This is a genomic window from Streptomyces sp. NPDC090088 (genome assembly GCF_044747345.1).
Taxonomy (GTDB): Bacteria; Actinomycetota; Actinomycetes; order Streptomycetales; family Streptomycetaceae; genus Streptomyces.
Window position 1 is genome coordinate 286,224 of the sequence record NZ_JBIVDZ010000007.1, and the last position, 25,832, is coordinate 312,055.

At 71.8% G+C, this 25,832-nt stretch carries 23 protein-coding genes, 1 pseudogene and 1 riboswitch; of the genes and pseudogenes, 20 read left to right on the forward strand and 4 right to left on the reverse strand.

From position 1 onward, the window contains the following. The first annotated feature begins 169 nt into the window (after nt 1–169). The 13 genes and pseudogenes from hpnC (at nt 170) to ACIPSJ_RS32340 (ending at nt 13,874) form a co-directional block, all read left to right on the forward strand. Entirely contained in the window at nt 170–1,072 is a 903-nt protein-coding gene (gene hpnC, locus ACIPSJ_RS32280; protein ID WP_401351207.1) for a squalene synthase HpnC, read from the forward strand. Continuing rightward, nucleotides 1,069–2,022, forward strand: a complete 954-nt coding sequence (gene hpnD, locus ACIPSJ_RS32285; protein WP_401351209.1) for a presqualene diphosphate synthase HpnD — start codon at nt 1,069–1,071, stop codon at nt 2,020–2,022. The genes hpnC and hpnD overlap by 4 nt, the downstream gene beginning before the upstream one ends. Further along, nucleotides 2,022–2,099, forward strand: a pseudogene (locus ACIPSJ_RS32290) (DUF6380 family protein); the annotation flags it as partial. The gene hpnD and the pseudogene ACIPSJ_RS32290, both read left to right, overlap by 1 nt. Next, nucleotides 2,078–3,580: a hydroxysqualene dehydroxylase HpnE gene (gene hpnE, locus ACIPSJ_RS32295; RefSeq protein ID WP_401351210.1), complete on the forward strand. Its 1,503-nt coding sequence runs from the start codon at nt 2,078–2,080 to the stop codon at nt 3,578–3,580. The pseudogene ACIPSJ_RS32290 and the gene hpnE, both read left to right, overlap by 22 nt. Nucleotides 3,581–3,639: 59 nt before the next feature. Further along, nucleotides 3,640–4,707 carry a polyprenyl synthetase family protein gene (locus ACIPSJ_RS32300; protein WP_359221707.1) on the forward strand — a complete coding sequence of 356 codons (1,068 nt, stop codon included), beginning with the start codon at nt 3,640–3,642 and terminating at the stop codon, nt 4,705–4,707. Nucleotides 4,708–4,824: 117 nt separating this feature from the next. Then, entirely contained in the window at nt 4,825–6,816 is a 1,992-nt protein-coding gene (shc, locus tag ACIPSJ_RS32305) for a squalene--hopene cyclase (protein WP_359221705.1), read from the forward strand. Between the two features lies 1 nt (nt 6,817). Further along, nucleotides 6,818–7,459, forward strand: a complete 642-nt coding sequence (locus ACIPSJ_RS32310) for a 1-hydroxy-2-methyl-2-butenyl 4-diphosphate reductase (protein ID WP_401351212.1) — start codon at nt 6,818–6,820, stop codon at nt 7,457–7,459. 6 nt (nt 7,460–7,465) lie between these two features. Then, nucleotides 7,466–8,488: an adenosyl-hopene transferase HpnH gene (gene hpnH / locus ACIPSJ_RS32315; RefSeq protein WP_359221703.1), complete on the forward strand. Its 1,023-nt coding sequence runs from the start codon at nt 7,466–7,468 to the stop codon at nt 8,486–8,488. Nucleotides 8,489–8,492: 4 nt separating this feature from the next. Next, nucleotides 8,493–9,650: a flavodoxin-dependent (E)-4-hydroxy-3-methylbut-2-enyl-diphosphate synthase gene (ispG, locus tag ACIPSJ_RS32320; RefSeq protein WP_359221702.1), complete on the forward strand. Its 1,158-nt coding sequence runs from the start codon at nt 8,493–8,495 to the stop codon at nt 9,648–9,650. 27 nt (nt 9,651–9,677) lie between these two features. Continuing rightward, nucleotides 9,678–11,690, forward strand: a complete 2,013-nt coding sequence (dxs, locus tag ACIPSJ_RS32325) for a 1-deoxy-D-xylulose-5-phosphate synthase (protein ID WP_401351213.1) — start codon at nt 9,678–9,680, stop codon at nt 11,688–11,690. Then, nucleotides 11,687–13,072, forward strand: coding sequence for an aspartate aminotransferase family protein (locus ACIPSJ_RS32330; protein WP_401351214.1), 1,386 nt, complete (start codon nt 11,687–11,689; stop codon nt 13,070–13,072). Before dxs ends, ACIPSJ_RS32330 begins: the two co-directional genes overlap by 4 nt. Before the next feature lie 59 nt (nt 13,073–13,131). Further along, nucleotides 13,132–13,755, forward strand: a complete 624-nt coding sequence (locus ACIPSJ_RS32335; RefSeq protein ID WP_401351215.1) for a helix-turn-helix domain-containing protein — start codon at nt 13,132–13,134, stop codon at nt 13,753–13,755. After that, on the forward strand, nt 13,752–13,874 hold the full coding sequence (locus ACIPSJ_RS32340) for a DUF6126 family protein (RefSeq protein ID WP_355714737.1): 123 nt from the start codon (nt 13,752–13,754) through the stop codon (nt 13,872–13,874). The genes ACIPSJ_RS32335 and ACIPSJ_RS32340 overlap by 4 nt, the downstream gene beginning before the upstream one ends. 21 nt (nt 13,875–13,895) lie before the next feature. Here ACIPSJ_RS32340 and ACIPSJ_RS32345 read toward each other — a convergent pair whose 3' ends face one another. Continuing rightward, the gene (locus tag ACIPSJ_RS32345; protein WP_359221697.1) at nt 13,896–14,693 is read right to left on the reverse strand and encodes a tyrosine-protein phosphatase; all 798 of its coding nucleotides are present in this window, start codon (nt 14,691–14,693) and stop codon (nt 13,896–13,898) included. 176 nt (nt 14,694–14,869) lie between these two features. Between ACIPSJ_RS32345 and ACIPSJ_RS32350 the strand changes: the two genes are divergently transcribed. From ACIPSJ_RS32350 to ACIPSJ_RS32365, 4 genes are all read left to right on the forward strand, one after another. After that, nucleotides 14,870–16,942 carry an alpha-galactosidase gene (locus ACIPSJ_RS32350; RefSeq protein WP_401351217.1) on the forward strand — a complete coding sequence of 691 codons (2,073 nt, stop codon included), beginning with the start codon at nt 14,870–14,872 and terminating at the stop codon, nt 16,940–16,942. A 316-nt stretch (nt 16,943–17,258) separates the two neighbouring features. Beyond that, a riboswitch (cyclic di-AMP (ydaO/yuaA leader) is annotated at nt 17,259–17,419 on the forward strand. Nucleotides 17,420–17,424: 5 nt separating this feature from the next. After that, nucleotides 17,425–18,372 (forward strand): peptidoglycan DD-metalloendopeptidase family protein, encoded by a 948-nt coding sequence (locus tag ACIPSJ_RS32355; RefSeq protein WP_401351219.1) that lies wholly within the window; start codon nt 17,425–17,427, stop codon nt 18,370–18,372. A 185-nt stretch (nt 18,373–18,557) separates the two neighbouring features. Next, nucleotides 18,558–19,283 (forward strand): DUF6250 domain-containing protein, encoded by a 726-nt coding sequence (locus ACIPSJ_RS32360; RefSeq protein WP_401351221.1) that lies wholly within the window; start codon nt 18,558–18,560, stop codon nt 19,281–19,283. A 145-nt stretch (nt 19,284–19,428) separates the two neighbouring features. Then, entirely contained in the window at nt 19,429–20,214 is a 786-nt protein-coding gene (locus ACIPSJ_RS32365) for an SGNH/GDSL hydrolase family protein (RefSeq protein ID WP_359221693.1), read from the forward strand. Between the two features lie 47 nt (nt 20,215–20,261). On the opposite strand, the gene ACIPSJ_RS32370 is transcribed toward ACIPSJ_RS32365, so the two are convergent. Both ACIPSJ_RS32370 and ACIPSJ_RS32375 read right to left on the reverse strand, forming a co-directional pair. Beyond that, nucleotides 20,262–20,864 carry a TetR/AcrR family transcriptional regulator gene (locus ACIPSJ_RS32370; RefSeq protein WP_359221692.1) on the reverse strand — a complete coding sequence of 201 codons (603 nt, stop codon included), beginning with the start codon at nt 20,862–20,864 and terminating at the stop codon, nt 20,262–20,264. A gap of 42 nt (nt 20,865–20,906) precedes the next feature. Beyond that, entirely contained in the window at nt 20,907–21,431 is a 525-nt protein-coding gene (locus ACIPSJ_RS32375; RefSeq protein ID WP_401351222.1) for a GNAT family N-acetyltransferase, read from the reverse strand. Between ACIPSJ_RS32375 and ACIPSJ_RS32380 the strand changes: the two genes are divergently transcribed. Both ACIPSJ_RS32380 and ACIPSJ_RS32385 read left to right on the forward strand, forming a co-directional pair. Beyond that, the gene (locus ACIPSJ_RS32380) at nt 21,430–22,041 is read left to right on the forward strand and encodes an XRE family transcriptional regulator (protein WP_359221690.1); all 612 of its coding nucleotides are present in this window, start codon (nt 21,430–21,432) and stop codon (nt 22,039–22,041) included. The genes ACIPSJ_RS32375 and ACIPSJ_RS32380 overlap by 2 nt on opposite strands. Beyond that, nucleotides 22,038–23,186 (forward strand): MFS transporter, encoded by a 1,149-nt coding sequence (locus ACIPSJ_RS32385; RefSeq protein ID WP_401351224.1) that lies wholly within the window; start codon nt 22,038–22,040, stop codon nt 23,184–23,186. Before ACIPSJ_RS32380 ends, ACIPSJ_RS32385 begins: the two co-directional genes overlap by 4 nt. Nucleotides 23,187–23,190: 4 nt before the next feature. Here ACIPSJ_RS32385 and ACIPSJ_RS32390 read toward each other — a convergent pair whose 3' ends face one another. After that, nucleotides 23,191–24,369 carry a Glu/Leu/Phe/Val dehydrogenase dimerization domain-containing protein gene (locus tag ACIPSJ_RS32390; RefSeq protein ID WP_401351225.1) on the reverse strand — a complete coding sequence of 393 codons (1,179 nt, stop codon included), beginning with the start codon at nt 24,367–24,369 and terminating at the stop codon, nt 23,191–23,193. Between the two features lie 163 nt (nt 24,370–24,532). On the opposite strand from ACIPSJ_RS32390, the gene ACIPSJ_RS32395 reads away from it, so the two are divergent. Further along, nucleotides 24,533–25,750 carry an MBL fold metallo-hydrolase gene (locus ACIPSJ_RS32395; protein ID WP_401351227.1) on the forward strand — a complete coding sequence of 406 codons (1,218 nt, stop codon included), beginning with the start codon at nt 24,533–24,535 and terminating at the stop codon, nt 25,748–25,750. The last annotated feature ends 82 nt before the right edge of the window (nt 25,751–25,832 follow it).

Below are 25,832 nucleotides of genomic sequence, written 5' to 3' on the forward strand. Positions count from 1 at the left end.
GCGATAATGCGCGACACCCTCCGCCGGGCCGCCCCGTGGATTGCTGGGCGGCGTGTCCGAAATAGTGTGTATTGGGTCGGCAGTGTAGAACGGGAGATGTGACGGCAATGGCTACGGAAACTCCCCAGCTCAACGCAGGCCGCGCCGTCCCCGCCCCGGGCAGCGAACGGTGACGGCGACCGCCTCGGAGCGCACCGCGGACGCGGAGCGCGGCACCCTCGACAAGGCCGCGGACGAGAACTTCCCGGTGGCCCCTTTCTTCCTGCCGAAGGCCTGGCGCGACGACCTGATGGCGGTCTACGGCTTCGCCCGTCTCGTCGACGACATCGGCGACGGCGACCTGGCCCCCGGCGGCGCCGACGCCCGCCTGCTCGGCGTGCCCGACGCACAGGCCGAGGACCGGCTGGTCCTCCTCGACGCCTTCGAGGCCGATCTGCGCCGCGTCTTCGACGCCACCCCGCACCACCCGCTGCTGCGCCGCCTGCAGCCCACGGTCCGCCGCCGCGAGCTGACCCCCGAGCCCTTCCTCGGCCTGATCGCCGCCAACCGCCAGGACCAGCTCGTCAAGCGGTACGAGACCTACGACGACCTCCTCGCCTACTGCGAGCTGTCCGCCAACCCCGTCGGCCGCCTGGTCCTCGCCGTCACCGGCACCTCGACCCCCGAGCGGATCGGCCTCTCGGACGCGATCTGCACCGCACTCCAGATCGTCGAACACCTCCAGGACGTGGCCGAGGACCTCGGCCGCGACCGGATCTATCTGCCCGCCGAGGACATGAAGCGCTTTCACGTCCAGGAGGCGGATCTCGCCAGGAAAACCGCGGGCGCATCGGTGCGTGCACTGGTTGCATATGAAGCACAACGCGCCCGCGATCTCCTGAATGAAGGCGCCCCCCTTGTGGGTAGCGTCCACGGCAGGTTGAAGCTGCTGCTCGCGGGGTTCGTGGCGGGGGGAAGGGCGGCGGTCCACGCGATCGCCGCCGCCGAATACGACGTACTTCCCGGCCCGCCCAAGCCCGGCAAGGGCCGGTTGCTGCGTGAGGTGGGCGTGACTCTGCGAGGAGAGGGGTGATCCGGACCGTGGACTCTCCCACACCTGTGTCCGCACCGGTACTCGCCGCCTACAGCTACTGCGAGACCGTCACCGGACAGCAGGCACGGAACTTCGCCTACGGCATCAGGCTGCTGCCGACGTCCAAGCGGCGCGCCATGTCGGCGCTCTACGCCTTCTCCCGGCGCGTCGACGACATCGGCGACGGCGCGCTGGCCGACGAGGTGAAGGTGGCCCGCCTGGAGGACACCCGGGCGCTGCTCGCCCGGGTCCAGGAGGGCGCGGTCGCCGAGGACGACACCGACCCGGTCGCGGTCGCCCTCGCGCACTCCGCCCAGGCCTTCCCGATCCCGCTGGGCGGCCTGGACGAGCTGATCGACGGCGTGCTGATGGACGTCCGCGGCGAGACCTACGAGACCTGGGACGACCTCAAGCTCTACTGCCGCTGTGTGGCCGGCGCCATCGGCCGGCTCTCGCTCGGTGTGTTCGGCACGGAACCGGGGGCGCGCGGCGCCGAGCGCGCGCCGGAGTATGCCGACACGCTCGGGCTCGCGCTCCAGCTCACCAACATCCTCCGGGACGTCCGCGAGGACGCCGGTAACGGCCGTACCTACCTCCCCGCCGACGACCTCGCCAAGTTCGGCTGCTCGGCCGGGTTCCACGGGCCGACCCCGCCGGAGGGCTCGGACTTCGCGGGCCTGGTGCACTTCGAAGTACGGCGCGCCCGTGCCCTTTTCGCCGAGGGCTACCGGCTGCTGCCCATGCTCGACCGGCGCAGCGGCGCCTGTGTCGCCGCCATGGCCGGGATCTACCGCCGGCTGCTCGACCGCATCGAGCGCGAACCCGAGGCGGTGCTGCGCGGCCGGGTCTCGCTGCCCGGGCGCGAGAAGGCGTACGTCGCCGTGCGCGGCCTCTCCGGGATCGACACCCGGCGTCACACCTCCCGCCTGACCGTCAGGAGGCGCACCTGATGGACAAAGTGGGCCAAGGTGACTCCGCCGGAGAAAAACGGCAGGCAACCCTCCGGTGCGGCGCCGCGTCCCTGACTGCGACGGCCCGCCCTGTCCCGTTCCGCAGGGGCGGCGGGCAGGCGGGAGAGGGCGCACGATGACCGACGGCACGGGATCCGGACGGACGCAGGACGACATCACGTCCGGGCGCAGTGCCGTCGTGGTCGGCGGCGGGCTCGCCGGGATCACGGCCGCGCTCGCGCTCGCCGACGCGGGCGTCCGGGTCACCCTTCTCGAAGGCAGGCCGAGGCTCGGCGGGCTCGCCTTCTCCTTCCAACGCGGCGAACTGACCGTGGACAACGGCCAGCACGTGTACCTGCGTTGCTGCACCGCCTACCGCTGGTTCCTCGACCGCATCGAGGGCACGGCGCTGGCACCGCTGCAGGACCGCCTCGACGTGCCCGTGCTCGACCTCGCCAAGCCGGAGGGGCGGCGCCTGGGCAGGCTCCGTCGCGACCCGCTGCCCGTACCCCTGCATCTGGGGCGCAGCCTGGCCGCCTATCCGCACCTCTCGCTCGCCGAACGGGCCAGGGTGGGACGTGCCGCGCTCGCGCTCAAGGGGCTCGACCTCGCCGATCCGAGCCTGGACGCACAGGACTTCGGCAGCTGGCTGGCCGCCCACGGCCAGTCGGCGCGTGCCGTCGAGGCCCTGTGGGACCTGGTCGGGGTCGCCACCCTCAACGCGGTCGCGGGCGACGCCTCGCTGGGGCTCGCCGCGATGGTGTTCAAGACCGGTCTGCTGTCCGACCCGGGCGCGGCCGACATCGGCTGGGCCCATGTGCCGCTGGGCGAACTGCACGACCGGCTCGCCCGCAAGGCGCTCGACTCCGCGGGCGTGCGTACCGAGGTCCGTACACGCGTCACCTCCGTCTCCACTAACGAGAACGGGACGTGGAGCGTTCAGGTTCCCGGCGAGACGCTCACCGCGGACGCCGTGGTGCTCGCCGCGGCCCAGCGCGAGGCCCACGACCTGCTGCCGGCGGGCGCCCTGGACGCCCCGGAGAACCTGCTGGAGATCGGCACCGCGCCGATCCTCAACGTCCATGTGGTCTACGACCGTCAGGTGCTCACCAAGCCGTTCTTCGCGGCCCTGGGCACCCCGGTCCAGTGGGTGTTCGACCGCACCCACGCCTCCGGGCTGCGCGCGGGACAGTACCTCGCGCTGTCCCAGTCGGCGGCCCAGGACGAGATCGACACCCCCGTGGCCGACCTGCGCGAGCGCTATCTGCCCGAGCTGGAACGGCTGTTGCCCGGCGCGCGCGGCGCCGGGGTGCTGGACTTCTTCGTGACCCGGGAGCGCACCGCGACGTTCGCCCCCACCCCCGGCGTCGGGCGGCTGCGGCCCGACGCCCGCACCAGAGCCCCCGGCCTGTACCTGGCCGGAGCGTGGACCGCCACCGGGTGGCCCGCGACCATGGAGAGTGCGGTCCGCAGCGGTGTCCTCGCGGCCGACGCCGCGTTGAACACCCTGGGTCGGCCCCGCCCCCGTCGCCTCTTCGAGTTCGAGGAGGCGGCGTGACGCTCGATCAGCAGGCGGCAGGCCCCCGCACCCCCGGTACCGCAACAAGAGGAGAAACTGTGCCCACTGTGCCCCCGGCCGAGACGGCTGCCGACGCGGTGGACGTGACCGCGCTCCTGGAGCGCGGCCGGACCCTTGCCACACCGGTACTGCGGGCGGCCGTGGACCGCCTGGCATCTCCCATGGACACCGTGGCCGCCTACCACTTCGGCTGGATCGACGCCGAGGGCAACCCCGCCGACGGCGACGGCGGCAAGGCCGTACGCCCCGCCCTCGCGGTCCTGTCGGCCGAGGTCACCGGGGCCGCCCCCGAGGTCGGCATCCCCGGCGCCGTCGCCGTCGAACTCGTCCACAACTTCTCGCTGCTGCACGACGACCTGATGGACGGCGACGAACAGCGCCGCCACCGCGACACCGTCTGGAAGGTGCACGGCCCCGCCCAGGCCATCCTGGTCGGCGACGCCCTGTTCGCCCTCGCCAACGAGGTGCTGCTCGAACTCGGCACCGTCGAGGCCGGCCGCGCCACCCGCCGGATCACCACCGCCACCCGGGCCCTGATCGACGGCCAGGCCCAGGACATCTCCTACGAGCACCGCGACCGGGTCAGCGTCGAGGAGTGCCTGGAGATGGAGGGCAACAAGACCGGCGCCCTGCTCGCCGCCTCCAGCTCCATCGGCGCGGTGCTCGGCGGCGCCGACGACCGCACCGCCGACACCCTGGAGAAGTACGGCTACCACCTGGGCCTCGCCTTCCAGGCCGTCGACGACCTGCTCGGCATCTGGGGCGACCCGGACGCCACCGGCAAGCAGACCTGGAGCGACCTGCGCCAGCGCAAGAAGTCCCTGCCGGTCGTCGCCGCCCTCGCCGCGGGCGGGTCCGCCTCCGAGCGGCTCGGCGAGATCCTCGCCGCCGACGCCAAGAGCAGCGACTTCGAGAACTTCTCCGAGGAGGAGTTCGCCGCCCGCGCCGCCCTCATCGAGGAGGCCGGCGGCCGGGAGTGGACCGCCGAGGAGGCGCGTCGCCAGCACACCATCGCCATCGAGGCCCTGCACGCCGTCGACATGCCCGACCGGGTGCGGGCGCAGTTCACGGCGCTGGCCGACTTCGTCGTCGTACGAAAGAGATGATCACTATCGGTCGAATAGCCCTCGCGTAGTCGCCGGCCGGTGCGAGCGCGCAGCCAGCACCGGCCGACGGCGGACCCACAGCAGAACGATTTCGTACGACTGCAAGAAGGGGAAGCCATGACAGCGACGACCGACGGAAGCACCGGGGCCACCGTTCCGCCCCGGGCCGACTCGGCCACCACCGACCTCAGCACCCCCGTGGCGGCCGGGGTACAAGAAGCCGCCGAACGCGCCATGCGGCGCGCCACCGACCATCTGCTCGCCCAGCAGGACGCGCAGGGCTGGTGGAAGGGCGACCTGGAGACCAACGTCACCATGGACGCCGAGGACCTGCTGCTCCGTCAGTTCCTCGGCACCCTCGACGAGTCGACGGTGTCCGCCGCCGCCCTCTTCATCCGCGGCGAGCAGCGCGAGGACGGCACCTGGGCCACCTTCTACGGCGGCCCCGGCGAACTCTCCACCACCATCGAGGCGTACGTCGCCCTGCGGCTGGCCGGGGACGCGCCGGACGCCCCGCACATGGCGAAGGCATCGGCCTGGATCCGCGAGCGCGGCGGGATCGCCGCCTCCCGGGTGTTCACCCGGATCTGGCTGGCCCTGTTCGGCTGGTGGAAATGGGAGGACCTGCCCGAACTCCCCCCGGAACTCCTCTACTTCCCCAAGTGGTTCCCGCTCAGCATCTACAACTTCGGCCAGTGGGCCCGGCAGACGATCGTGCCGCTCACCGTCGTCTCGGCCAAGCGCCCGGTGCGCCCGGCCCCCTTCCCGCTGGACGAGCTGCACACCGACCCGGCCGTTCCGAACCCGCCGCAGCCGCTGGCGCCGGTGGCCAGCTGGGAGGGGGTCTTCCAGCGGCTCGACAAGGTTGTCCGCGGCTACCGCAAGGTCGCGCTGCGCCGGCTGCGCGGCTCCGCCCTGAACTCCGCCGCCCGCTGGATCGTCGAACGCCAGGAGAACGACGGCGCCTGGGGCGGTATCCAGCCCCCCGCCGTGTACTCGGTGATCGCCCTGTACCTGCTCGGCTACGACCTCGAACACCCCGTGATGCGCGCCGGGCTCGAGTCGCTGGATCGTTACGCCGTGTGGCGCGAGGACGGCGCCCGGATGATCGAGGCCTGCCAGTCGCCCGTCTGGGACACCTGTCTGGCGACCATCGCGCTCGCCGACGCGGGACTGCCCGCCGACCACCCGCAACTCGTCAGAGCCGCCGACTGGATGCTCGGCGAGCAGATCGTCCGGCGCGGCGACTGGGCCGTGAAGCGCCCCCAACTCCCGCCGGGCGGCTGGGCGTTCGAGTTCCACAACGACAACTACCCCGACATCGACGACACCGCCGAGGTGGTCCTCGCGCTGCGCCGGGTCCGGCACCACGACCCGGAGCGGATGGAGAAGGCCATCGGGCGCGGGGTGCGCTGGAACCTCGGCATGCAGTCGAAGAACGGGGCCTGGGGCGCCTTCGACGTCGACAACACCAGCCCGTTCCCCAACCGGCTGCCGTTCTGCGACTTCGGCGAGGTCATCGACCCGCCCTCGGCCGACGTCACCGCGCACGTGGTGGAGATGCTCGCCTTCGAGGGCATGTCCCACGACCCGCGCACCCGGCGCGGCATCGAGTGGCTGCTCGCCGAACAGGAGGCGGACGGATCCTGGTTCGGCCGCTGGGGCGTCAACTACGTCTACGGCACCGGCTCCGTGGTGCCCGCGCTGACCGCGGCCGGACTGCCCGCCGCGCACCCGGCGATCCGGCGCGCGGTCACCTGGCTGGAGAACGTCCAGAACGACGACGGCGGCTGGGGCGAGGACCTGCGCTCCTACAAGTACGTCGGCGAATGGAGCGGGCGCGGCGCCTCCACCGCCTCCCAGACGGCCTGGGCGCTGATGGCGCTGCTCGCGGCGGGGGAGAAGGACTCCAAGGCCGTCGAGCGGGGCGTCCGGTGGCTCGCCGAGACGCAGGCCGAGGACGGCTCCTGGGACGAGCCGTACTTCACCGGCACCGGCTTCCCCTGGGACTTCTCCATCAACTACCACCTCTACCGGCAGGTCTTCCCGCTCACCGCGCTCGGCCGCTACGTCCACGGCGAGCCGTTCCCCGAGGCCGAGAGGAGCTGAATTGAGCACCACGCCCGTTCCGGCCCCGCTGCTGATCGCCTGCGCGCTCGGCATCGAGCACCTCGCCCTGCGCGCCGGCGAACGCGGGGGTGCGGACGGGCCGGTCACCGTGCTGCGCACCGGCATGGGGCCCAAGGCGGCGGAACGGTCCGTCACCCGGCTCCTGGCCGATCCCGCTTTCGCCGGCGCGGCCGTGCTGGCCACCGGCTTCTGCGCGGGCCTCGCCCCGGGGATGCACCCCGGCGACCTGGTCGTCGCCGAGGAGACCCGGGACCCGCGCGGCAGCGTGCCCTGCGTCGCCACCGAACTCCTCGTCAAGGAACTCGTGCGGACCGTACCCGGCCGCACCGTCCACACCGGCCCCCTCACCGGCTCCGACCACGTCGTCCGCGGTCACGAACGGTCCGCTCTGCTCGCGACCGGCGCAATCGCGGTCGACATGGAATCGGCGGCCACACTCCTGAGCGCCGTGCGCGCGGGCGAACGCCCCGTTGCGGCCGTCAGGGTGGTCGTGGACGCTCCTGAACATGAACTCGTCCGGATCGGTACGGTCCGCGGTGGAATATCAGCTTTCCGCGTTCTTCGATCCGTTCTTCCAGCTTTCTTCGAATGGCACCGTTCTTTGCTGCTCCCCCGGAGGTGAGCCCAGATGGCCATGCCGCTGCGCCAGTCGATCAAGGTCGCTACCTACTTGGCTGAACAGAAGCTTCGCAAGCGGGACAAGTTCCCGCTGATCGTGGAGCTGGAACCCCTCTTCGCCTGCAACCTGAAGTGCGAGGGCTGCGGCAAGATCCAGCATCCCGCCGGGGTGCTGAAGCAGCGCATGCCGGTCGCCCAGGCGGTCGGGGCGGTGCTGGAGTCCGGTGCGCCGATGGTGTCCATCGCGGGCGGCGAACCGCTGATGCACCCTCAGATCGACGAGATCGTGCGGCAGTTGGTGGCGAAGCGGAAGTACGTCTTCCTGTGCACCAACGCGATGCTGCTGCGCAAGAAGATGGACAAGTTCACGCCCTCGCCGTACTTCGCCTTCGCGGTGCACATCGACGGGCTGCGCGAGCGGCACGACGAGTCCGTCGCGAAGGAAGGCGTCTTCGACGAGGCGGTGGCGGCCATCAAGGAGGCCAAGCGGCGCGGCTTCCGGGTCACCACCAACTCCACCTTCTTCAACACCGACACCCCGCAGACCATCGTCGAGGTGCTCAACTTCCTCAACGACGACCTGAAGGTCGACGAGATGATGATCTCGCCCGCCTACGCCTACGAGAAGGCCCCCGACCAGGAGCACTTCCTGGGCGTGGAGCAGACCCGCGAACTGTTCAAGAAGGCCTTCGCGGGCGGCAACCGGAAGAAGTGGCGGCTCAACCACTCCCCGCTCTTCCTGGACTTCCTGGAGGGCAAGGTCGACTTCCCCTGCACGGCCTGGGCGATCCCCAACTACTCGCTCTTCGGCTGGCAGCGCCCCTGCTACCTGATGAGCGACGGGTACGTGCCGACGTACCGCGAACTCATCGAGGAGACCGACTGGGACAAGTACGGCCGCGGCAAGGACCCGCGGTGCGCCAACTGCATGGCGCACTGCGGCTACGAGCCCACCGCCGTCCTCGCCACCATGGGGTCCCTCAAGGAGTCGCTGCGCGCCATGCGCGAGACGGTCTCCGGGAACCGGGAGTGACCGCATGACCGCCATTCCCCTGGGCCTCCCCGAGGTCCCGGCCCGCCCGGTCGCCGAGCGCCGCGTGTCCCGGCGGATCCAGGTCGGGCCGGTGGCGGTCGGCGGCGGTGCCCCGGTGTCGGTGCAGTCGATGACCACCACCCGCACCTCGGACATCGGCGCCACCCTCCAGCAGATCGCCGAACTCACCGCGTCCGGCTGCCAGATCGTCCGCGTCGCCTGCCCCACGCAGGACGACGCGGACGCCCTGGCGACCATCGCGCGCAAGTCCCAGATCCCGGTGATCGCGGACATCCACTTCCAGCCGAAGTACGTGTTCGCCGCGATCGAGGCCGGGTGCGCGGCGGTTCGGGTGAACCCCGGCAACATCAAGAAGTTCGACGACCAGGTACGGGAGATCGCGCGCGCCGCCAAAGACCACGGCACGCCGATCCGGATCGGGGTCAACGCCGGCTCGCTCGACCGCCGGCTGCTGGAGAAGTACGGCAAGGCGACGCCCGAGGCGCTCGTGGAGAGCGCTCTGTGGGAGGCGTCGCTCTTCGAGGAGCACGACTTCCGCGACATCAAGATCTCGGTCAAGCACAACGACCCGGTCGTGATGATCGAGGCGTACCGGCAGCTGGCGGCCCAGTGCGACTACCCGCTGCACCTCGGCGTGACCGAGGCGGGCCCGGCCTTCCAGGGCACGATCAAGTCGGCGGTGGCCTTCGGGGCACTGCTGTCCCAGGGCATCGGCGACACCATCCGGGTCTCGCTGTCCGCGCCGCCGGCCGAGGAGGTCAAGGTCGGCATCCAGATCCTGGAGTCGCTGAACCTGCGGCAGCGGCGCCTGGAGATCGTCTCCTGCCCGTCCTGCGGCCGAGCCCAGGTCGACGTCTACAAACTGGCGGACGAGGTGACGGCCGGTCTGGAGGGCATGGAAGTGCCCTTGCGGGTCGCCGTCATGGGATGTGTGGTCAACGGCCCCGGCGAGGCGCGGGAGGCCGACCTCGGGGTCGCCTCCGGCAACGGCAAGGGCCAGATCTTCGTCAAGGGCGAGGTCGTCAAGACCGTGCCCGAGTCGAAGATCGTGGAGACCCTCATCGAGGAAGCGATGAAGATCGCCGAGCAGATGGAGAAGGACGGCGCCGGGTCCGGAGCACCCGCCGTCACCGTGAGCTGATCAGCACGGACCGAGAGGGGGCCGAGCGTGACGATTCTGGAGAAGATCCGGGGACCACGCGACCTGAAGGCGCTGTCCGAGGCGGAACTCGGTGAACTGTCCGAAGAAATACGCGAGTTCCTGGTGCACGCGGTCGCCAGGACCGGCGGCCACCTCGGGCCCAACCTGGGCGTCGTGGAGCTGACCGTCGCGCTGCACCGGGTCTTCGAGTCCCCGGTCGACCGCATCCTCTGGGACACCGGCCACCAGAGCTACGTCCACAAGCTCCTGACCGGCCGTCAGGACTTCTCCAAGCTGCGCGGCAAGGGCGGCCTGTCCGGATACCCCTCGCGCGAGGAGTCCGAGCACGACGTCATCGAGAACAGCCACGCCTCCACCGCGCTCGGCTGGGCCGACGGCCTCGCCAAGGCCCGCCAGGTGCAGGGGGAGAAGGGCCATGTCGTCGCGGTCATCGGCGACGGCGCGCTGACCGGCGGGATGGCCTGGGAGGCGCTCAACAACATCGCGGCCGCCAAGGACCGGCCGCTGATCATCGTCGTCAACGACAACGAGCGGTCGTACGCGCCGACCATCGGCGGCCTCGCCAACCACCTGGCGACCCTGCGCACGACCGACGGCTACGAGAAGGTGCTGGCCTGGGGCAAGGACGTCCTGCTGCGCACCCCGATCGTCGGCACCACCCTCTACGAGTCCCTGCACGGCGCCAAGAAGGGCTTCAAGGACGCCTTCGCCCCGCAGGGCATGTTCGAGGACCTGGGCCTCAAGTACGTCGGCCCGATCGACGGCCACGACATCAAGGCCGTCGAGTCGGCGCTGCGGCGCGCGAAACGCTTCCACGGGCCGGTGCTGGTGCACTGCCTCACGGAGAAGGGGCGCGGCTACGAGCCCGCCCTCGCCCACGAGGAGGACCACTTCCACACCGTCGGCGTGATGGACCCGCTCACCTGCGAGCCGCTCGCGCCGTCCAACGGGCCCTCCTGGACCTCGGTGTTCGGCGACGAGATCGTCCGGATCGGCGAGGAGCGGGACGACGTCGTCGCGATCACCGCGGCCATGCTGCACCCGGTCGGCCTCGGCAAGTTCGCCGAGCGCTTCCCCGACCGGGTCTGGGACGTCGGCATCGCCGAGCAGCACGCGGCGGTCTCCGCGGCGGGGCTGGCGACCGGCGGACTGCACCCCGTCGTCGCCGTCTACGCCACGTTCCTGAACCGTGCCTTCGACCAGTTGCTGATGGACGTCGCGCTGCATCGCTGCGGGGTGACGTTCGTGCTGGACCGGGCGGGAGTGACCGGGGTCGACGGCGCGTCCCACAACGGCATGTGGGACATGTCCGTACTCCAGGTGGTGCCGGGCCTCAGGATCGCCGCCCCGCGCGACGCCGAGCAACTGCGTCTCCAACTGCGGGAGGCGGTGGCCGTGGACGACGCGCCGACGCTGGTGCGCTTCCCGAAGGAGTCGGTGGGACCGGAGATCCCCGCGGTCGACCGGGTCGGCGGGATGGATGTGCTGCGCGGCGACACGGACGCGCAGGTGCTGCTGGTCGCGGTCGGGGTGATGGCGCCGGTCTGCCTCCAGGCGGCGGAGCTGCTCTCGGCTCGGGGTATCAACTGCACGGTCGTGGATCCCCGTTGGGTGAAGCCCGTGGACCCGGCGCTGCCGGTCCTGGCGGCCCGGCATGAGCTGGTGGCCGTCGTCGAGGACAACAGCAGGGCGGCCGGGGTCGGTGCGGCGGTCTCGCTGGCGCTCGGCGACGCCGAAGTGGACGTGCCGGTACGGCGGTTCGGGATTCCGGAACAGTTCCTGGCGCATGCCAAGCGGGGGGAGGTGCTGGCCGACATCGGGCTGACGCCGGTGGAGATCGCGGGGCGGATCGGGGCGAGCCTCGCGGGGCGGGGGGCCGATGGCGCCCACGGGGGTGCCGCGGGGGGTCGTACGGCGGGTGCGGCGCCGTCCGGGCTGGTCGCGCAGTTCCCCGCGCCCCTGCGGGGCGCCACAGCCGAGGCCGCTGTCACCGATGGCGCCAGCAAGGAGAAACAATGAGCGAGGAGTTCGACCTCGGCGCGCTGCTGGCCGAGCGCGGAGCCGAGCGGTATGAGCTGCATGCCAAGTACCTCAACCACCAGCTCCCGCGCATGCTGCACACCATCGGCTTCGACAAGGTCTACGAGCGGGCCGAGGGCGCGCACTTCTGGGACGCGGACGGGAACGACTACCTGGACATGCTCGCCGGGTTCGGGGTGATGGGCCTGGGCCGGCACCACCCCGTCGTCCGCAAGGCCCTGCACGACGTGCTGGACGCCCAGCTGGCCGACCTCACCCGCTTCGACTGCCAGCCGCTGCCCGGTCTGCTCGCGGAGCAGCTCCTCGCCCACAGCCCGCACCTGGACCGGGTGTTCTTCGGCAACAGCGGTACCGAGGCGGTCGAGACGGCGCTGAAGTTCGCCCGGTTCGCCACCGGCAGACCGCGCGTCCTCTACTGCGACCACGCGTTCCACGGCCTGACCACCGGCTCGCTGTCGGTCAACGGCGAGGACGGCTTCCGGGACGGCTTCGCGCCGCTGCTGCCCGACACGGCGGTTCCCCTCGGCGATCTGGACGCGCTCGCCCGGGAGCTGAAGAAGGGCGATGTCGCCGCCCTGATCGTCGAGCCGATCCAGGGCAAGGGCGTGCACGAGGCCCCGCCCGGGTATCTGCGCGCCGCCCAGGAGCTGCTGCACCGGCACAAGGCGCTGCTGATCGCCGACGAGGTGCAGACGGGCCTCGGCCGCACCGGCGACTTCTACGCCCACCAGCACGAGGAGGGCGTGGAGCCGGACCTGGTGTGCGTGGCGAAGGCGCTGTCCGGCGGCTATGTGCCGGTCGGTGCCACGCTGGGCAAGGACTGGATCTTCAAGAAGGTCTACTCGTCCATGGACCGCGTCCTGGTCCACTCGGCGAGCTTCGGCGCCAACGCGCAGGCGATGGCGGCCGGGCTCGCCGTGCTGTCGGTCATGGAGAACGACCAGATCGTGGCCAACGCCCGGGCCGTGGGGGAGCAGCTGAAGTCCCGGCTCGCCGCGCTGACCGACAAGTACGAGCTGCTCGCCGACGTGCGCGGCCGGGGCCTGATGATCGGCATCGAGTTCGGCCGGCCCAGCTCGCTGAAGCTGCGCAGCCGATGGACCATGCTCCAGGCCGCCCGCAAGGGTCTGTTCGCCCAGATGGTCGTCGTACCGCTGCTCCAGCGCCACCGGATCCTCACCCAGGTCTCCGGTGACCACCTGGAGGTGATCAAGCTCATCCCGCCGCTGATCGTCGACGAGGCGGACGTCGACCGCTTCGTGGACGCCTTCACGGACGTCATGGACGACGCCCACAGCGGCGGCGGCCTGATGTGGGACTTCGGCAAGACGCTGATCAAGCAGGCGGTGGCCAACCGCTGATTTTTTGCCTCTGAGGCAAGGAAATTGCCGCAGAGGCAAAACTGCGGCTGAATGGAGGCATGAACCCCTCCGACGACGAGGGCGCGGGCGGGCCGGTCACGGACCTGCCCGCCGTCGCCCCGCAGCTGCGCTCCCTGCGCCGCCGCGCCGGCCTCACCCTGGAGGCCGCCGCACGGGACGCCGGGCTGTCGCCCGCGCACCTGTCCCGGCTGGAGACGGGCCAGCGGCAGCCCTCGCTGCCGATGCTGCTCGCGCTCGCACGTGTCTACAGTACGACGGTTTCCGAGCTGCTCGGCGAGACCGTCGCCGACCGGGACGCGATCGTGCGCGCCGGCGACATGGAACCGACCCGCGCCGGCGGTTGGACCTACTGGCAGGCCGGGGCGTCCGGCCGGGCGATGCAGGCCCTGCGCGTCCGGGTGCCGTACGGCTCCCAGGGCGACATCGTGCGGGTGCATCCCGGCGAGGAGTGGCTGCACGTACTGCGCGGCCGGCTCCGGCTGCGCCTCGGTGACACCGCACACGTGCTCGCGCCCGGCGACAGCGCGCACTTCGACTCGCTGACCCCGCACCGGCTCGCCGCCGAGGACCAGGACGGCGTCGAGCTCCTGTTCGTCCACACCCTGCTGCAGAGTCCCACGGCCACGCTGTGCCTGGGACCGATCACTGGAGAGCTGCCGTGAGCAACATCGAGGAGAAGTTCCCCCGGTCCCTGTGGATCCGGCTGGTCATCTATCTCGCCGTCGGGCACGTCCTGGCGGGCTTCCTCTTCCTGCTGTTCTCCCTCGGCGGCAAGGGCTGAGCCGCCGCCCTTCGCCCGGTCTCAGTCGAGGAGACGCTCGCGCAGCCGCTCCCGGGTCCGCGCGGTGACCTTCAGGCCCTGCTCCAGGTAGGTCCCGACGTCGCCCCAGGTCTCGTCGATGCTCTCGAAGGCCGCCGTCAGGTACTCCGCGCGGGCGTCGAAGAGCGGGCTCAGCAGTTCCATCACCTCGGGGCTGTACGCGGACTCCCCACCGCCGCTGCGCCGCACCTTGTAGCGGCGGTGCTTGGCGTTGGACTCCAGGTAGTCGGCGAGGATCGCGTCCCGTTCCACGTCCACCGCGAGCAGCGTCACGGCTATGGAGATGCCCGCCCGGTCCTTGCCGGCCGCGCAGTGCATCAGCGCCGGGACGCTGTCCTCGGCGACCGCGTGCAGCACGCGCGAGTGCTCCTCGGTGCGGTCCTTGACGATCGTGCGGTACGAGGTGACCATCCGGTTCGCGGCCTTGCCGTCGCCCAGGAGCGCGCGCAGCTGCTCGATGTCGCCCTCGCGGACCATCTTCCAGAAGTCGGCCCCGTGCGCCGGGTCGGTCAGCGGCAGGTTCAGGTTCCGTACGCCGGGCAGCTCGACGTCCGGGCCCTCCAGCTTCTGGTCGGCCGCGTTGCGGAAGTCGAAGATCGTGTGCAGGCCCAGGGAGGCGAGGAACTCCGCGTCCGACTCCGTCGCGTGCGCCAGGTGCCCGCTGCGGAACAGCACGCCCGGCCGCACCCGCCGCCCGTCCACGGTCGGCAGACCGCCCACGTCACGGAAGTTGCGCACACCCGCCAGCTCGGGCTCGGTCGACGGGACCTGCTGCGTCACGGGGGGCTCCTCCCGGCCGGCCCCGTCGGCGCTGCTCGTCGACGGGCACTGGATCGACCATACGACATCGGTTTCCGCGGGCAATGAGTTGTCCACAGGCGTTGCCTCAGGGGCCGGTGGACCTTGATGATGTTCGTGCTTGAGCGGATCTGTTGGCACCTGTGTGAGGTTTCTCGATGGTGGACATCACCGAAAACGGTCGTACCTGGCTCCTGTCGGGCCCCGGCAGCAGCTACGCGCTGCATCTGACGGAGGCCGACGAGCTGCTCCACCTGCACTGGGGGCCCAGGATCCAGCTCGCCGACGCGGAGCAGCTCAGCACCCGGGCGCTGCCCGAGTACTGGCCCTTCGAGTCCCCCCTGGACGGCCGCGAGGAGTACCCGGTCGAGGGCGGCCCGCGCTTCGTGCGCCCCGCGCTCTCGCTGCGCACCGAGGAGCGCCGGGGCACCGAGTGGGCCTTCGAGGCGTACGAGGTCGAGGAGGACGAGCTCCGGCTGCGCTTCACGGACGACGGCGTCGTCATCACCCTCCACTACCGGATGCGCGGCGATGTCGTCGAGCGCTGGGTGACCGTCGGCAACGGCGGGCACACCCCCCTGGAGGTGCTGCGCGCCGACCCCGCCACCTGGACCCTGCCCGACCGCGAGGGCTGGCGGCTCTCCCAGCTGCACGGCCGCTGGGCCGCCGAGTCCCGGCTGGTCAGCGCCCCGCTCACCTACGGCGAGAAGGTCATCGGCAGCCGCCGCGGCCACACCGGCCACCAGCACCTGCCCTGGGTCGCCCTGGAAACCGACGCCACCGAGGAGCGCGGCGAGGTCTGGGGCTGTGCCCTCGGCTGGTCCGGCTCCTGGCGGATCGCCGTCGCCCAACTCCCCGACGCGCGCGTCCAGATCACCGGCGGCGCCGGGTACGACGACTCGGGCCTGCTGATGCTGGCCGAGGGCGAGTCGTACACCAGCCCGGTCTTCGCCGCCCTGTGGACCGACGGCGGCTTCGGCGGGGCCAGCCGCGCCTGGCACGCCTACCAGCGGGCGTACGTCATCCCGGACGCCGACCGCGACCGGCCGGTGCTGTTCAACTCCTGGGAGGCCACCACCTTCGACATCTCCGAGGAGCAGCAGGCCACCCTCGCCCGCCGGGCCGCCGCGATCGGCGTCGAGCTGTTCGTGGTGGACGACGGCTGGTTCGGCGCCCGCACCAGCGACCGCGCGGGCCTCGGCGACTGGACCCCCAACCCGGACCGCTTCCCGAAGGGCCTCAAGCCCCTCGCCGAGTATGTGCACGCCCTCGGCATGCAGTTCGGCATCTGGGTCGAGCCCGAGATGGTCAACGCGGACAGCGACCTGTACCGCGCCCACCCCGACTGGGTCCAGTACCAGCAGGGGCGGAAGCGGACGGAACTGCGCAACCAGCTCGTCCTCAACCTCGCCCGCGAGGACGTCCAGGAGTACCTCTGGCAGCAGCTCGACACCCTGCTGTCCAGCGCCCCGATCGACTACGTCAAGTGGGACTTCAACCGCTGCTTCACCGACGCGGGCTGGCCCGGCGAGCCCTATCCGCAGCGCCTGTGGGTCGACCACGTGCGCGGGCTGTACGCCCTGCTCGACCGGATCCGCGCGGCCCACCCGAACGTCGCCATCGAGTCCTGCTCCGGCGGTGGCGGCCGGATCGACCTCGGCATCATGAGCCGTACCGACGAGGTGTGGACCTCCGACAACACCGACCCGCTGGACCGGCTCGCCATCCAGCACGGCTTCAGCCAGATCCACCCCGCGCGGGTGATGTCCGCCTGGGTCACCGACAGCCCGAACCACCAGCTCAACGGCCGGGTCAGCTCGCTGCGTTTCCGGTTCGTCAGCTCCATGGCCGGTGCGCTCGGTGTCGGCGGCGACCTCTCGCAGTGGACCGAGGAGGAGCTCGCCGAGGCCGGCGGCTGGGTGGAGCTCTACAAGGAGATCCGGCCGCTGGTGCAGCGCGGCGACCAGTTCCGGCTGCGGCCGCCGACCGGCGGGCTCAGCGCCGTGCAGTACACCCTCGGCGACGAGACGGTCGTCCTCGCCTGGCTCCAGGCGCAGAGCTACGGCGAGCCGGCGCCGGCGCTGCGGCTGCGGGGGCTCGACCCGACCGCGTCGTACGAATGCCGCGAAACGGGCGAAGTGCACCGGGGTGCCGTGCTGTTGCACCACGGTCTGCGCACCGGCCTGAAGGGCGACCTGGATGCGACGGTTCTCCGACTGCGCCGCATTTGAGTCCTCTGTCCGAATTGGCGCCTTCACTCCCCTTCATTCTAACTCGCTCTGGAATAAAGGGGAGTGATGGGCGAGTGCGTGAGGAGCGTCATATCCGTGACCGTCCGTCGCGCGTCATGTTCACGTAATTCTTGGTTTTCGCTGAGGAATTGATAAACGCGGGCCGGTGGAATTCACGGAGGGTGACCGTGATTTCCCGTAACGGATCAAGCGAAACTCGGACAGAGGGAACCAGTCGCTTGTCCGGGTGCGTCCTGCTCGCTTACGTTCGCCACGCATCCGGACGGAACGCCGAATCCTGCCGCCGTCCGGAGTCCCCACACACTCACCCGTGCCCGGCAGGAGCGGGGGACCCACCAGGTATGACCGCCTGTTCCGGTTCCCGGGACGGCTAGGGGTGTAGCCACGCGTTCACGTGTGGCCGGGCAGCTCCAGCCCGAACCCGACAGCTCACCTCGCAGGCGCCGGAGAGGAAATGCGCCATGCCCGCGAAGGGTAAGCACCGCCGTCCCAAGGCCCAGCGATTCACCCGCTCGATGGCCGTCGCCGGAACCGGCGGCGCCGCGCTGGCGCTGCCGCTCATGGGAGCCGCCGGCGCCCACGCGGCCACCGCGCAGTCCGTTCCCGAAAAGGCCGCGCAGTCGCTGCCGGGGGTCGAGAAGACGGCAATGGAGAAGACGGCGGCCGTGCGGAAGTCCGCCGCCGCGCGTGCCGCGCACCGCACCTACACGGTGGTCCCCGGTGACTATCTCTCGAAGATCGCCCGCGACCAGAACGTCAGCGGCGGCTGGCACCGGCTCTACGCCGACAACCGGCAGGCCGTCGGCGGCAACCCCTCGCTGATCCACCCGGGTCTCAAGCTCACGCTCGACGGCCGCCGCGCCGCGACGACGGACGGCACCACGGACTCCGGCTACCGGTCCGAGGCGCGGTCCTCCGACTCCTCCGACTCCTCGCCGTCCTCTTCGTCCTCTTCGTTCTCGTCGTCGTCCTCCGCGGACGCGTCCGTGACGAGCGCCTCCGGCTTCAGCCTCCCGGTCGTCGGTGCCACCGTCGGCACCGGCTACCACGTGGCCGGCGGCATGTGGTCCAGCGGCTACCACACGGGCGTCGACTTCGTCGTCCCGACCGGTACCCCGGTCAAGGCCGTCGGCGCCGGCACGGTCGTCACGGCCGGCTGGGGCGGCTCCTACGGCAACCAGGTCGTCATCCGGCTCGCCGACGGCTACTACGCGCAGTACGGCCACCTCTCCGCCCTCTCCGTCTCGGTCGGCCAGACCGTGACCGCGGGCCAGCAGGTCGGCCTCTCCGGCGCGACCGGCAACGTGACCGGCCCGCACCTGCACTTCGAGATCCGCACCACCCCCGACTACGGCTCGGACGTGGACCCGGTCGCCTACCTCCGCTCCAAGGGCCTCGCCGTCGGCTGACCCGCCGCCCCGACGCCCCGCCGCCCTGCCGCACACTCCGAAGGCCGGACCCCCGATCCCCGGGTCCGGCCTTCGGCGCGTTGCGTTCTTGTGGCGGGAGTGTTCAGGGCATCGACAACGACGGCGGTACGGCGGCACAGTTACCCCGTGAATGCAAGCGCTTTCTATCGGAAGGAATCCCGCGTATGACCACCACCCGCCGCGCCTTCGGAGCCCTGGCCGCCGGAACTGTCGGAGCCGCCCTCGCGGCCCTCGCTCCCGCCGCGCCCGCGAGCGCCGCGCCCCGGCACCGCCGGCTGCTCGCCCACGACGACTTCCGCCACGGCCTCGGCCAGTGGTTCGTCGAACTGGAACAGGGCGGTTCGGTCACCGCGTCGCACGGGATCCTGGAGGTCGACGTGCCGGCCGGCGCGACCGTCTGGTTCCGGCGCCGGCTCGAAGGGCCGTACGTCCTGGAGTACACCGCGACCCCGGTCTCGGCGGGCGGTCCCGACGACCGGGTGTCGGACCTCAACAACTTCTGGAACGCCACCGACGTCCGCTCCCCGGGCGACCTGTTCGCCACCCCGCGCGGCGGCGCCCTCGCCGAGTACGACTACCTCACGACCTACTACGCAGGCTTCGGCGCCAACTACAACACCACCACCCGGCTGCGCCGTTACGTCGGCGAACCCGGCGTCCGGCCGCTGATCTACGACTACACCGAGCCGCTGCTCGTCGCGAACGAACCGAACCGCGTCCGGATCGTCTCCGACGGCCCGACCGTGCAATGGTGGAACAACGGCCGGCCGGTGTTCGACTACACCGACCCGGAGCCTTACACGGGTGGGCACTTCGCGTTTCGGACCACATGGAGCCACTTCCGTATCAGTGACTTCCGGGTCTGGCGATCAACCCGTCAACGTCCCTGATGGGGGCCTTATTCCAGGCTTGGCAAAGTATTTAAAAGTGTCTTATCTCACCGATCGTCAACCCCTTATTACGGTCGCGTAGGTCACACCTCAAGGGGAATCATGGTCCGACGTGGCAGACGATTCGAAGAGTGACATTGCATCAGTGATCGGGTCGTACGTGGCGGTGGGGGACAGCTTCACCGAGGGCGTGGGCGACCCCGGCCCCGACGGGGCGTTCGTCGGCTGGGCCGACCGGTTCGCGGTACTGCTGTCGGACCGGCAGCCCGAAGGCGACTTCGATTACACCAACCTCGCCGTGCGCGGCAAACTGCTCGACCAGATCGTGGCGGACCAGGTGCCGCAGGCCCTGGAGCTCGCCCCGGACCTGGTCTCCTTCTGCGCGGGCGGCAACGACATCATCCGTCCCGGCACCGACCCCGACGAGGTGGCCGAGCGGTTCGAGCGGGCCGTGGCCCAACTGACCGAGGCCATCGGCACGGTGCTCGTGACCACCGGATTCGACACCCGGGGCGTGCCCGTCCTCAAGCATCTGCGCGGCAAGATCGCCACGTACAACGGGCATGTCCGGGCCATCGCCGACCGGTACGGCTGCCCGGTCCTCGACCTGTGGTCCCTCAAGACCGTGCAGGACCGGCGGGCCTGGGACGGCGACCGGCTGCACCTGTCCCCCGAAGGTCACACGCGGGTGGCGCTCCGCGCCGGCCAGGTGCTCGGCGTCGAGGTGCCGGCCGACCCGGACCAGCCGTGGCCCCCGCTGCCGCCCCGCGGCACCCTGGAGGTCCGCCGGGACGACGTGCACTGGGCCCGCGAGTACCTGGTCCCGTGGATCGGGCGGCGGCTGCGCGGCGAGTCGTCGGGCGACCATGTGACGGCCAAGGGGGCGCTCTCCCCGGACGACATCAAGATGCGGATCGCCTCCGTGGCTTGAGGAGGCGGCGCCGGCGGGTAAGGGGCGGTCTCCCTGCGGACCGCCCCTTACTCGTGCTCGGGCAGTCCCAATTCGCGCGCCAGCGCCTCGTCGACCCACTGCTGCGCCCGGGCCCGCGGTACGCCGCCCGGATACGACGTCAGCTGGACGGCGAGCCCGTCGAGCAGGGCGGTCAGGCGCAACGCCGTGGCCGCGGGGTCCGGGCACCGGAACTCGCCCGCGGCCACCCCCTCGGTGATGACCTCGGTGAGCGCCGCCTTCCACTGCTGGTCCAGGCCCTTGGTGACGTCCCGCAGCGCGGGTTCGCGCAAGGCCACCGCCCAGCCCTCGATCCACAGCCGCCAGCCCTTGGCCTGCCCGGTCGGCGCGTACCAGCGCACCGCGGCCCGCAGCCGGCGCAGCGCCGACGTACGGCGGCCCAGCAGCTTGCGCAGATGCGCCAGATCGTCCTCGGCGGCATAGGTGAAGGCGGCGGCGACCAGCTTCTCCTTCGTCGAGAAGTGATACAGCACCAGGGCGTTGCTCACCCCGAGGGCCGAGGCCACATCGGCGATCCGCACCGCCGCCACGCCCCGCGCCTCGATCTGCTCGATGGCCGCCCGCAGCAGTTCCTCCCGCCGCTCGGCCACGCTCAACCGCACTCTCGCCACGCGGTCACCCTAATCGGTCGTCCCGCTGCCCGCGTCGCCGTCTCAGGCCAGCGGCAGCCGCATGAGCGTGAGGTCCAGCCAGCGGCCGAACTTGGTGCCCACCTCCCGGACCGTGCCGACGTGCTCGAAGCCGAACCGGTCGTGCAGCCGGATCGACGCGGCGTTCCCGGCCTCGATGCCGGCGATCATCACATGGTGGCCGGCATCGCGCGCCGAGGCGATCAGCGGGCCGAGGAGCGCGGAGCCGATGCCGAGCCCGTGGCTGCCCTCGCGGACGTAGACGGAGTTCTCCACCGTGTGCCGGTAGCCGTCCAGCGCGCGCCAGGGGCCGTAGGCCGCGAACCCGGCCACCTCGCCCGGCGCGCCCGCGACCGCGGCCACGAGCGCCGAGCCGCGCTCCAGGTGCGCGGCGAACCACACCGCGCCCTCGGCGGGGGACTGCGGGGTCTCCGTCCACAGGGCCGTGGAGTGCTCGATCGCGTGATTGCGGATCGCGCGGACGGCCTCCTGGTCCCCGGGACGGGCCGGGCGGACCGTCACCGCGCTTCTCTCGTATATTGGATTCATGTCCAACATAGTAGAACCATCGGCGGAGCCCCTGGTACGGCAGATCGCCGCCCGCGTCCGCACCGAGCGGGAGCGCCGCCGCTGGACGCTGGCCCAGCTCGCGGACGCCTCCGGTGTCTCCCCGGCGATGATCAGCCGGATCGAACGCGGCGAGAGCAGCCCCACCGCGGTCGTCCTCGGCAAGCTGTCCGCCGCGTTCCAGCTCAGCGTCGCCTCGCTGCTGGCCCTCGCCGAAGGCACGCAGGACGCGCCGGAGTCCGCGGCCGACACCCCGGGCGTGCGGCGCGGCGCCGACGCCGCCGAGTGGCGCGACCCCGGCACCGGCTACCGGCGCCGCCAGATCACCGGCCCGCGCTTCCCCGCGGAGATCGCCGAGATCCGGCTGCCCGCCGGAGCCCGGGTGCCGTACCCGGCCGCGGCCTTCGCCTTCGTACGGCAGCTCGTCTGGGTCCTCGACGGCCGGCTGACCTTCCACGACGGCGACACGGTCCACGAACTCGCCGCCGGCGACACCATCGAACTCGGTGCGCCCGCCGAGCGCGTCTTCGCCAACACCACCGACGCCGAGTGCCGTTACGCCGTCGTCCTCACCCGCGACACCCGGCCGTGAGCCGGACGCTGCCCCGCGGCGGCACGCTCCTGCTGGCCGCCGTGGCCGGCACGGCGATCGCGAACAACTACGCCGTGCAGCCCGCGCTCACCGCGGTCGCCACCGACCTGGACGTGCCGCTCGCCGTGATCGGCCTGGTGCCGACCGCCGCGCTCGCCGGCTGCATGACGGGCTTCGCCCTGCTGCTCCCGCTCACCGACCACCTCGCCCCCAACCGCCTGGTCACCGCGCAGCTCACCGCCCTGGCCGCCGCCCTCGCGCTCGCCGCGACCGCACGCGACGCGGTCGTCCTGCTGGCCGCCTACCTGCTCGTCGGCGCCGCCGCCAGCGTGGCCGCCCAGGCGAGCAACATCGCCGGCCGGCACGCCCGGCCGGGCCGCGGCGGAACCGGCGTCGCCCTGGTGGCCGCCGGCATGTCGGCCGGCATCCTGCTCAGCCGGCTGGTGGGCGGCGCCCTCACCGACGCCCTCGGCTGGCGGCGGATGCTCCTCGTCTTCGCCGCCCTCGCGCTGCTCGGCGCGCTCGCCGCCGCCACGCTCCTGCCCCGGGCTCGGCCGCACGCCGACCGCGGCTACCGCGCCACCCTGGCGGCCCTCCCGCTGCTGCTCCTGCACCAGCCGCGGCTGCGCCGCGCGGTGGCCACCGGAGCCCTCTGGTACTTCGCCTTCAACCTCGTCTGGATCGCCCTCACCCTCGCCCTGGCCCAGCCGCCGCACTCGCTCGGCCCGACCGCCATCGGCCTCTACAGCCTGGCGGGGCTCCTGGGCTTCGCCGCGCTCCCGCTCAGCGGCCGCCTCACCGATCGGTACGGCCCGCGCACGGTGATCACCGCCGCCCTGCTCGCCGCCGCGGCCGGCACCGCCCTGCTGGCCACGGGCCTGGACACCCCCTGGCACACCGCCCTCGGCCTCGCCCTCTTCGACGCCGGCTGCTTCGCCGCCCAGGCCGCCAACCAGAGCCGCGTCATCGCCCTCGACCCCGCCCGCTCCGGCAGCCTCAGCAGCGTCTACCTCGTGGTGTACTTCACGATCGGCGCCCTGGGTACGGCCGTCGCCGCACCGCTGCTCGACACCCTCGGCTGGCAGGGCACTTCGCTCACGGCCCTGGGCGCGCTGCTGCTCGCCGCCGCTCTGGGGCGCCGCTGACCCGTCACCGGTACCAGCCGAACCGTTCCGCGATCACCGGCAGCCGGTCGGTCACCAGGGCGTGGGCGGCGGCCCGCGGGGTGGTGCCGTCGCGCTCCGCGCGGTCCAGCATCAGCTCCACCAGGGCCCGCATCGAACGCCGGGTGTGGGCGAACGCCTCGTCCGCGTCCGGGCCGATGTCGCCGAACAGGGTCCACCACCACCAGGCGTTGGTCCCCGAGTTGACCACCACGTCCGGCAGCACGGTCACGCCGCGCGCGGCGAGCCGCTCCTCCGCCTCCGGCAGCACCGGCATGTTCGCCGCCTCCACGATCCAGCGGGCGGTGACCCGGTGCTCGTCGGCCGCGTCGATCGCGTACGAGACCGCAGCCGGCACCAGCACCTCCGCGTCCACGGACAGCCAGGCGTCGCCCGGCAGCTCCAGATCGCCGGGCCGCAGCACCGCGCGGTCGACGGTGCCGTACGCGTCCCGCGCGCGCAGCAGCGCCTCCACGTCCAGACCCGCCGGGTTGGCGATCGTGCCCTTGACGTCGGCGACGGCCACCACCGTGAGCCCCGCGCGGGAGAGAAAGCGCGCCGTGGCCCCGCCCATCGTGCCCAGGCCCTGCACGGCGACCCGCGTCCCCGCGTACGGCACCCCGGCCCGGTCCAGCGCCGTCAGCGCCGACTCGGCGACCCCGCAGCCGCCCGCCAGCTCGTCGAGCCCGATGCCGTCCACCTCGACCGCGAAGGCGTCCGCCAGTCGCCGCCGGGCCGCCGCCTCGTCGTCCAGCAGCGGGTACACGGCCTGGATCGAGGAGACGAGCCCCGCCTCGGCGGCCGCCCGGTCCACCAGGTCCTGGGTGAGCCCCAGGTCCTCACCGGTGGTCCAGAAGCTCTCGATGTGCGGCCGCATGGCCCGCAGATAGCGGACCAGCAGGGCGTACGACCCCGGGTCCTGCGGATCGCAGTCGATGCCGCCCTTGGCACCGCCCAGCGGGACGTAGCGGCCCCCGGGGTTGTAGTGCAGGGCCTCCTTCATCGTCATGCCGCGCGCGAGCCCGGTGACCTCCTCCAGGGTGCAGCCGGGCCGCATCCGCAGACCGCCGCTGGCCACGCCCCGCACCAGCCGGTCGACGACCAGGAAACCCCGGCGGCCGGTGACGTGGTCGGTCCAGACGAGGGACATCAGGGGAGCGGTCATGGAGTTTCCTCGCAGGAAGGCGGTGAGCGGGGGGGCGAGTGGGAGCGAGCGGGTTCCTACTGAACAGTGGGTCAGTATCGGGAGGTGGGCGGTCCGGTGTCAACGCCGATTGTCGGAGGGGCCGACCATAATGGAGGGCCTCAGCCTTACCACTGGAGGTACCGTGACCGGTTCGAGTTCCCTGAGCTCCGGGCTCCGTGCGCTGCGGCCCGCCGCCTTCGGCGCGGACCCCGGCGGCGAGCGCCTGGCCCGCATCCAGGGCTCACCGCACTTCAAGGACGGTGTCTTCCAGAACCCGGGCGGTACTGCCCGGACCCGGCCCTCCGGTTCGATGCTCGAGTTCGCGAAGACCTACTTCGAGAAGGAGCAGCGCGCCCGCCGTGCCCCCCGGGGCACCGTCCCGGTGCACGCCACCACGCTCGCCGACCTCGCCAGGCCCGCCGTCGGCGGCCTGCGGCTGACGTGGATGGGCCATTCCAGCGTGCTCGCCGAGATCGACGGGCACCGCGTCCTGTTCGATCCCGTCTGGGGCGAGCGCTGTTCGCCGTTCCCGTTCGCCGGGCCCAAGCGGCTGCACCCGGTGCCGCTGCCGATCGCCGCGCTCGGCACGGTCGACGTCGTGGTCATCTCGCACGACCACTACGACCACCTCGACCTGCCCACCATCAAGGCGCTGGCCGGCACGGACACCCTGTTCGCCGTACCGCTCGGCGTCGGCGCCCACCTCGAACAGTGGGGTGTCTCCGCCGACCGGCTGCGCGAGCTGGACTGGCACGAGGAGACCAGGATCGGCGGACTCACCCTGACGGCCACCCCCGCCCGGCACTTCTGCGGCCGCGGGCTGCGCAACACCCAGCACACCCTGTGGGCGTCCTGGGTCGTGGCCGGCGAGGAGCACCGGATCTACCACAGTGGTGACACCGGCTACTTCGACGGCTTCAAGGACATCGGCGCCGACCACGGCCCGTTCGACGCGACGATGATTCAGATCGGGGCGTACAGCGAGTACTGGCCCGACATACACATGACGCCCGAGGAAGGCGTGCGCGCCCACCTGGACCTCCAGGGCGGTGGCCCGCACGGCGTCCTGCTGCCGATCCACTGGGGCACGTTCAACCTCGCCCCGCACGCCTGGGCCGAGCCGGGGGAGTGGACGAAGGACGCCGGGGACGCGGTGGGCCAGACGGTCGCGCTGCCGCGCCCCGGGGAGCCCTTCGAGCCCTCCGGGAAACCGCCGGTCGACCCGTGGTGGCGCGAGGTGTCGGCGCCCCTCGCCCGGCCCTGGCGCCGTGCCCTCCAGCCGCGCGGCGAGGCCGGGCCGGAGGACCTCGGCCTGGCCGGCGACGCGGTGGCACCGGACGCGGACGATCTTGTGAAGTAGTTGCGCCACCCTTGTGGCGGTGGCGTGAAAGCGGTGCGCATGCCCCTGCACAACCTGGGCAGGGGCATGGGCATGAGCCATG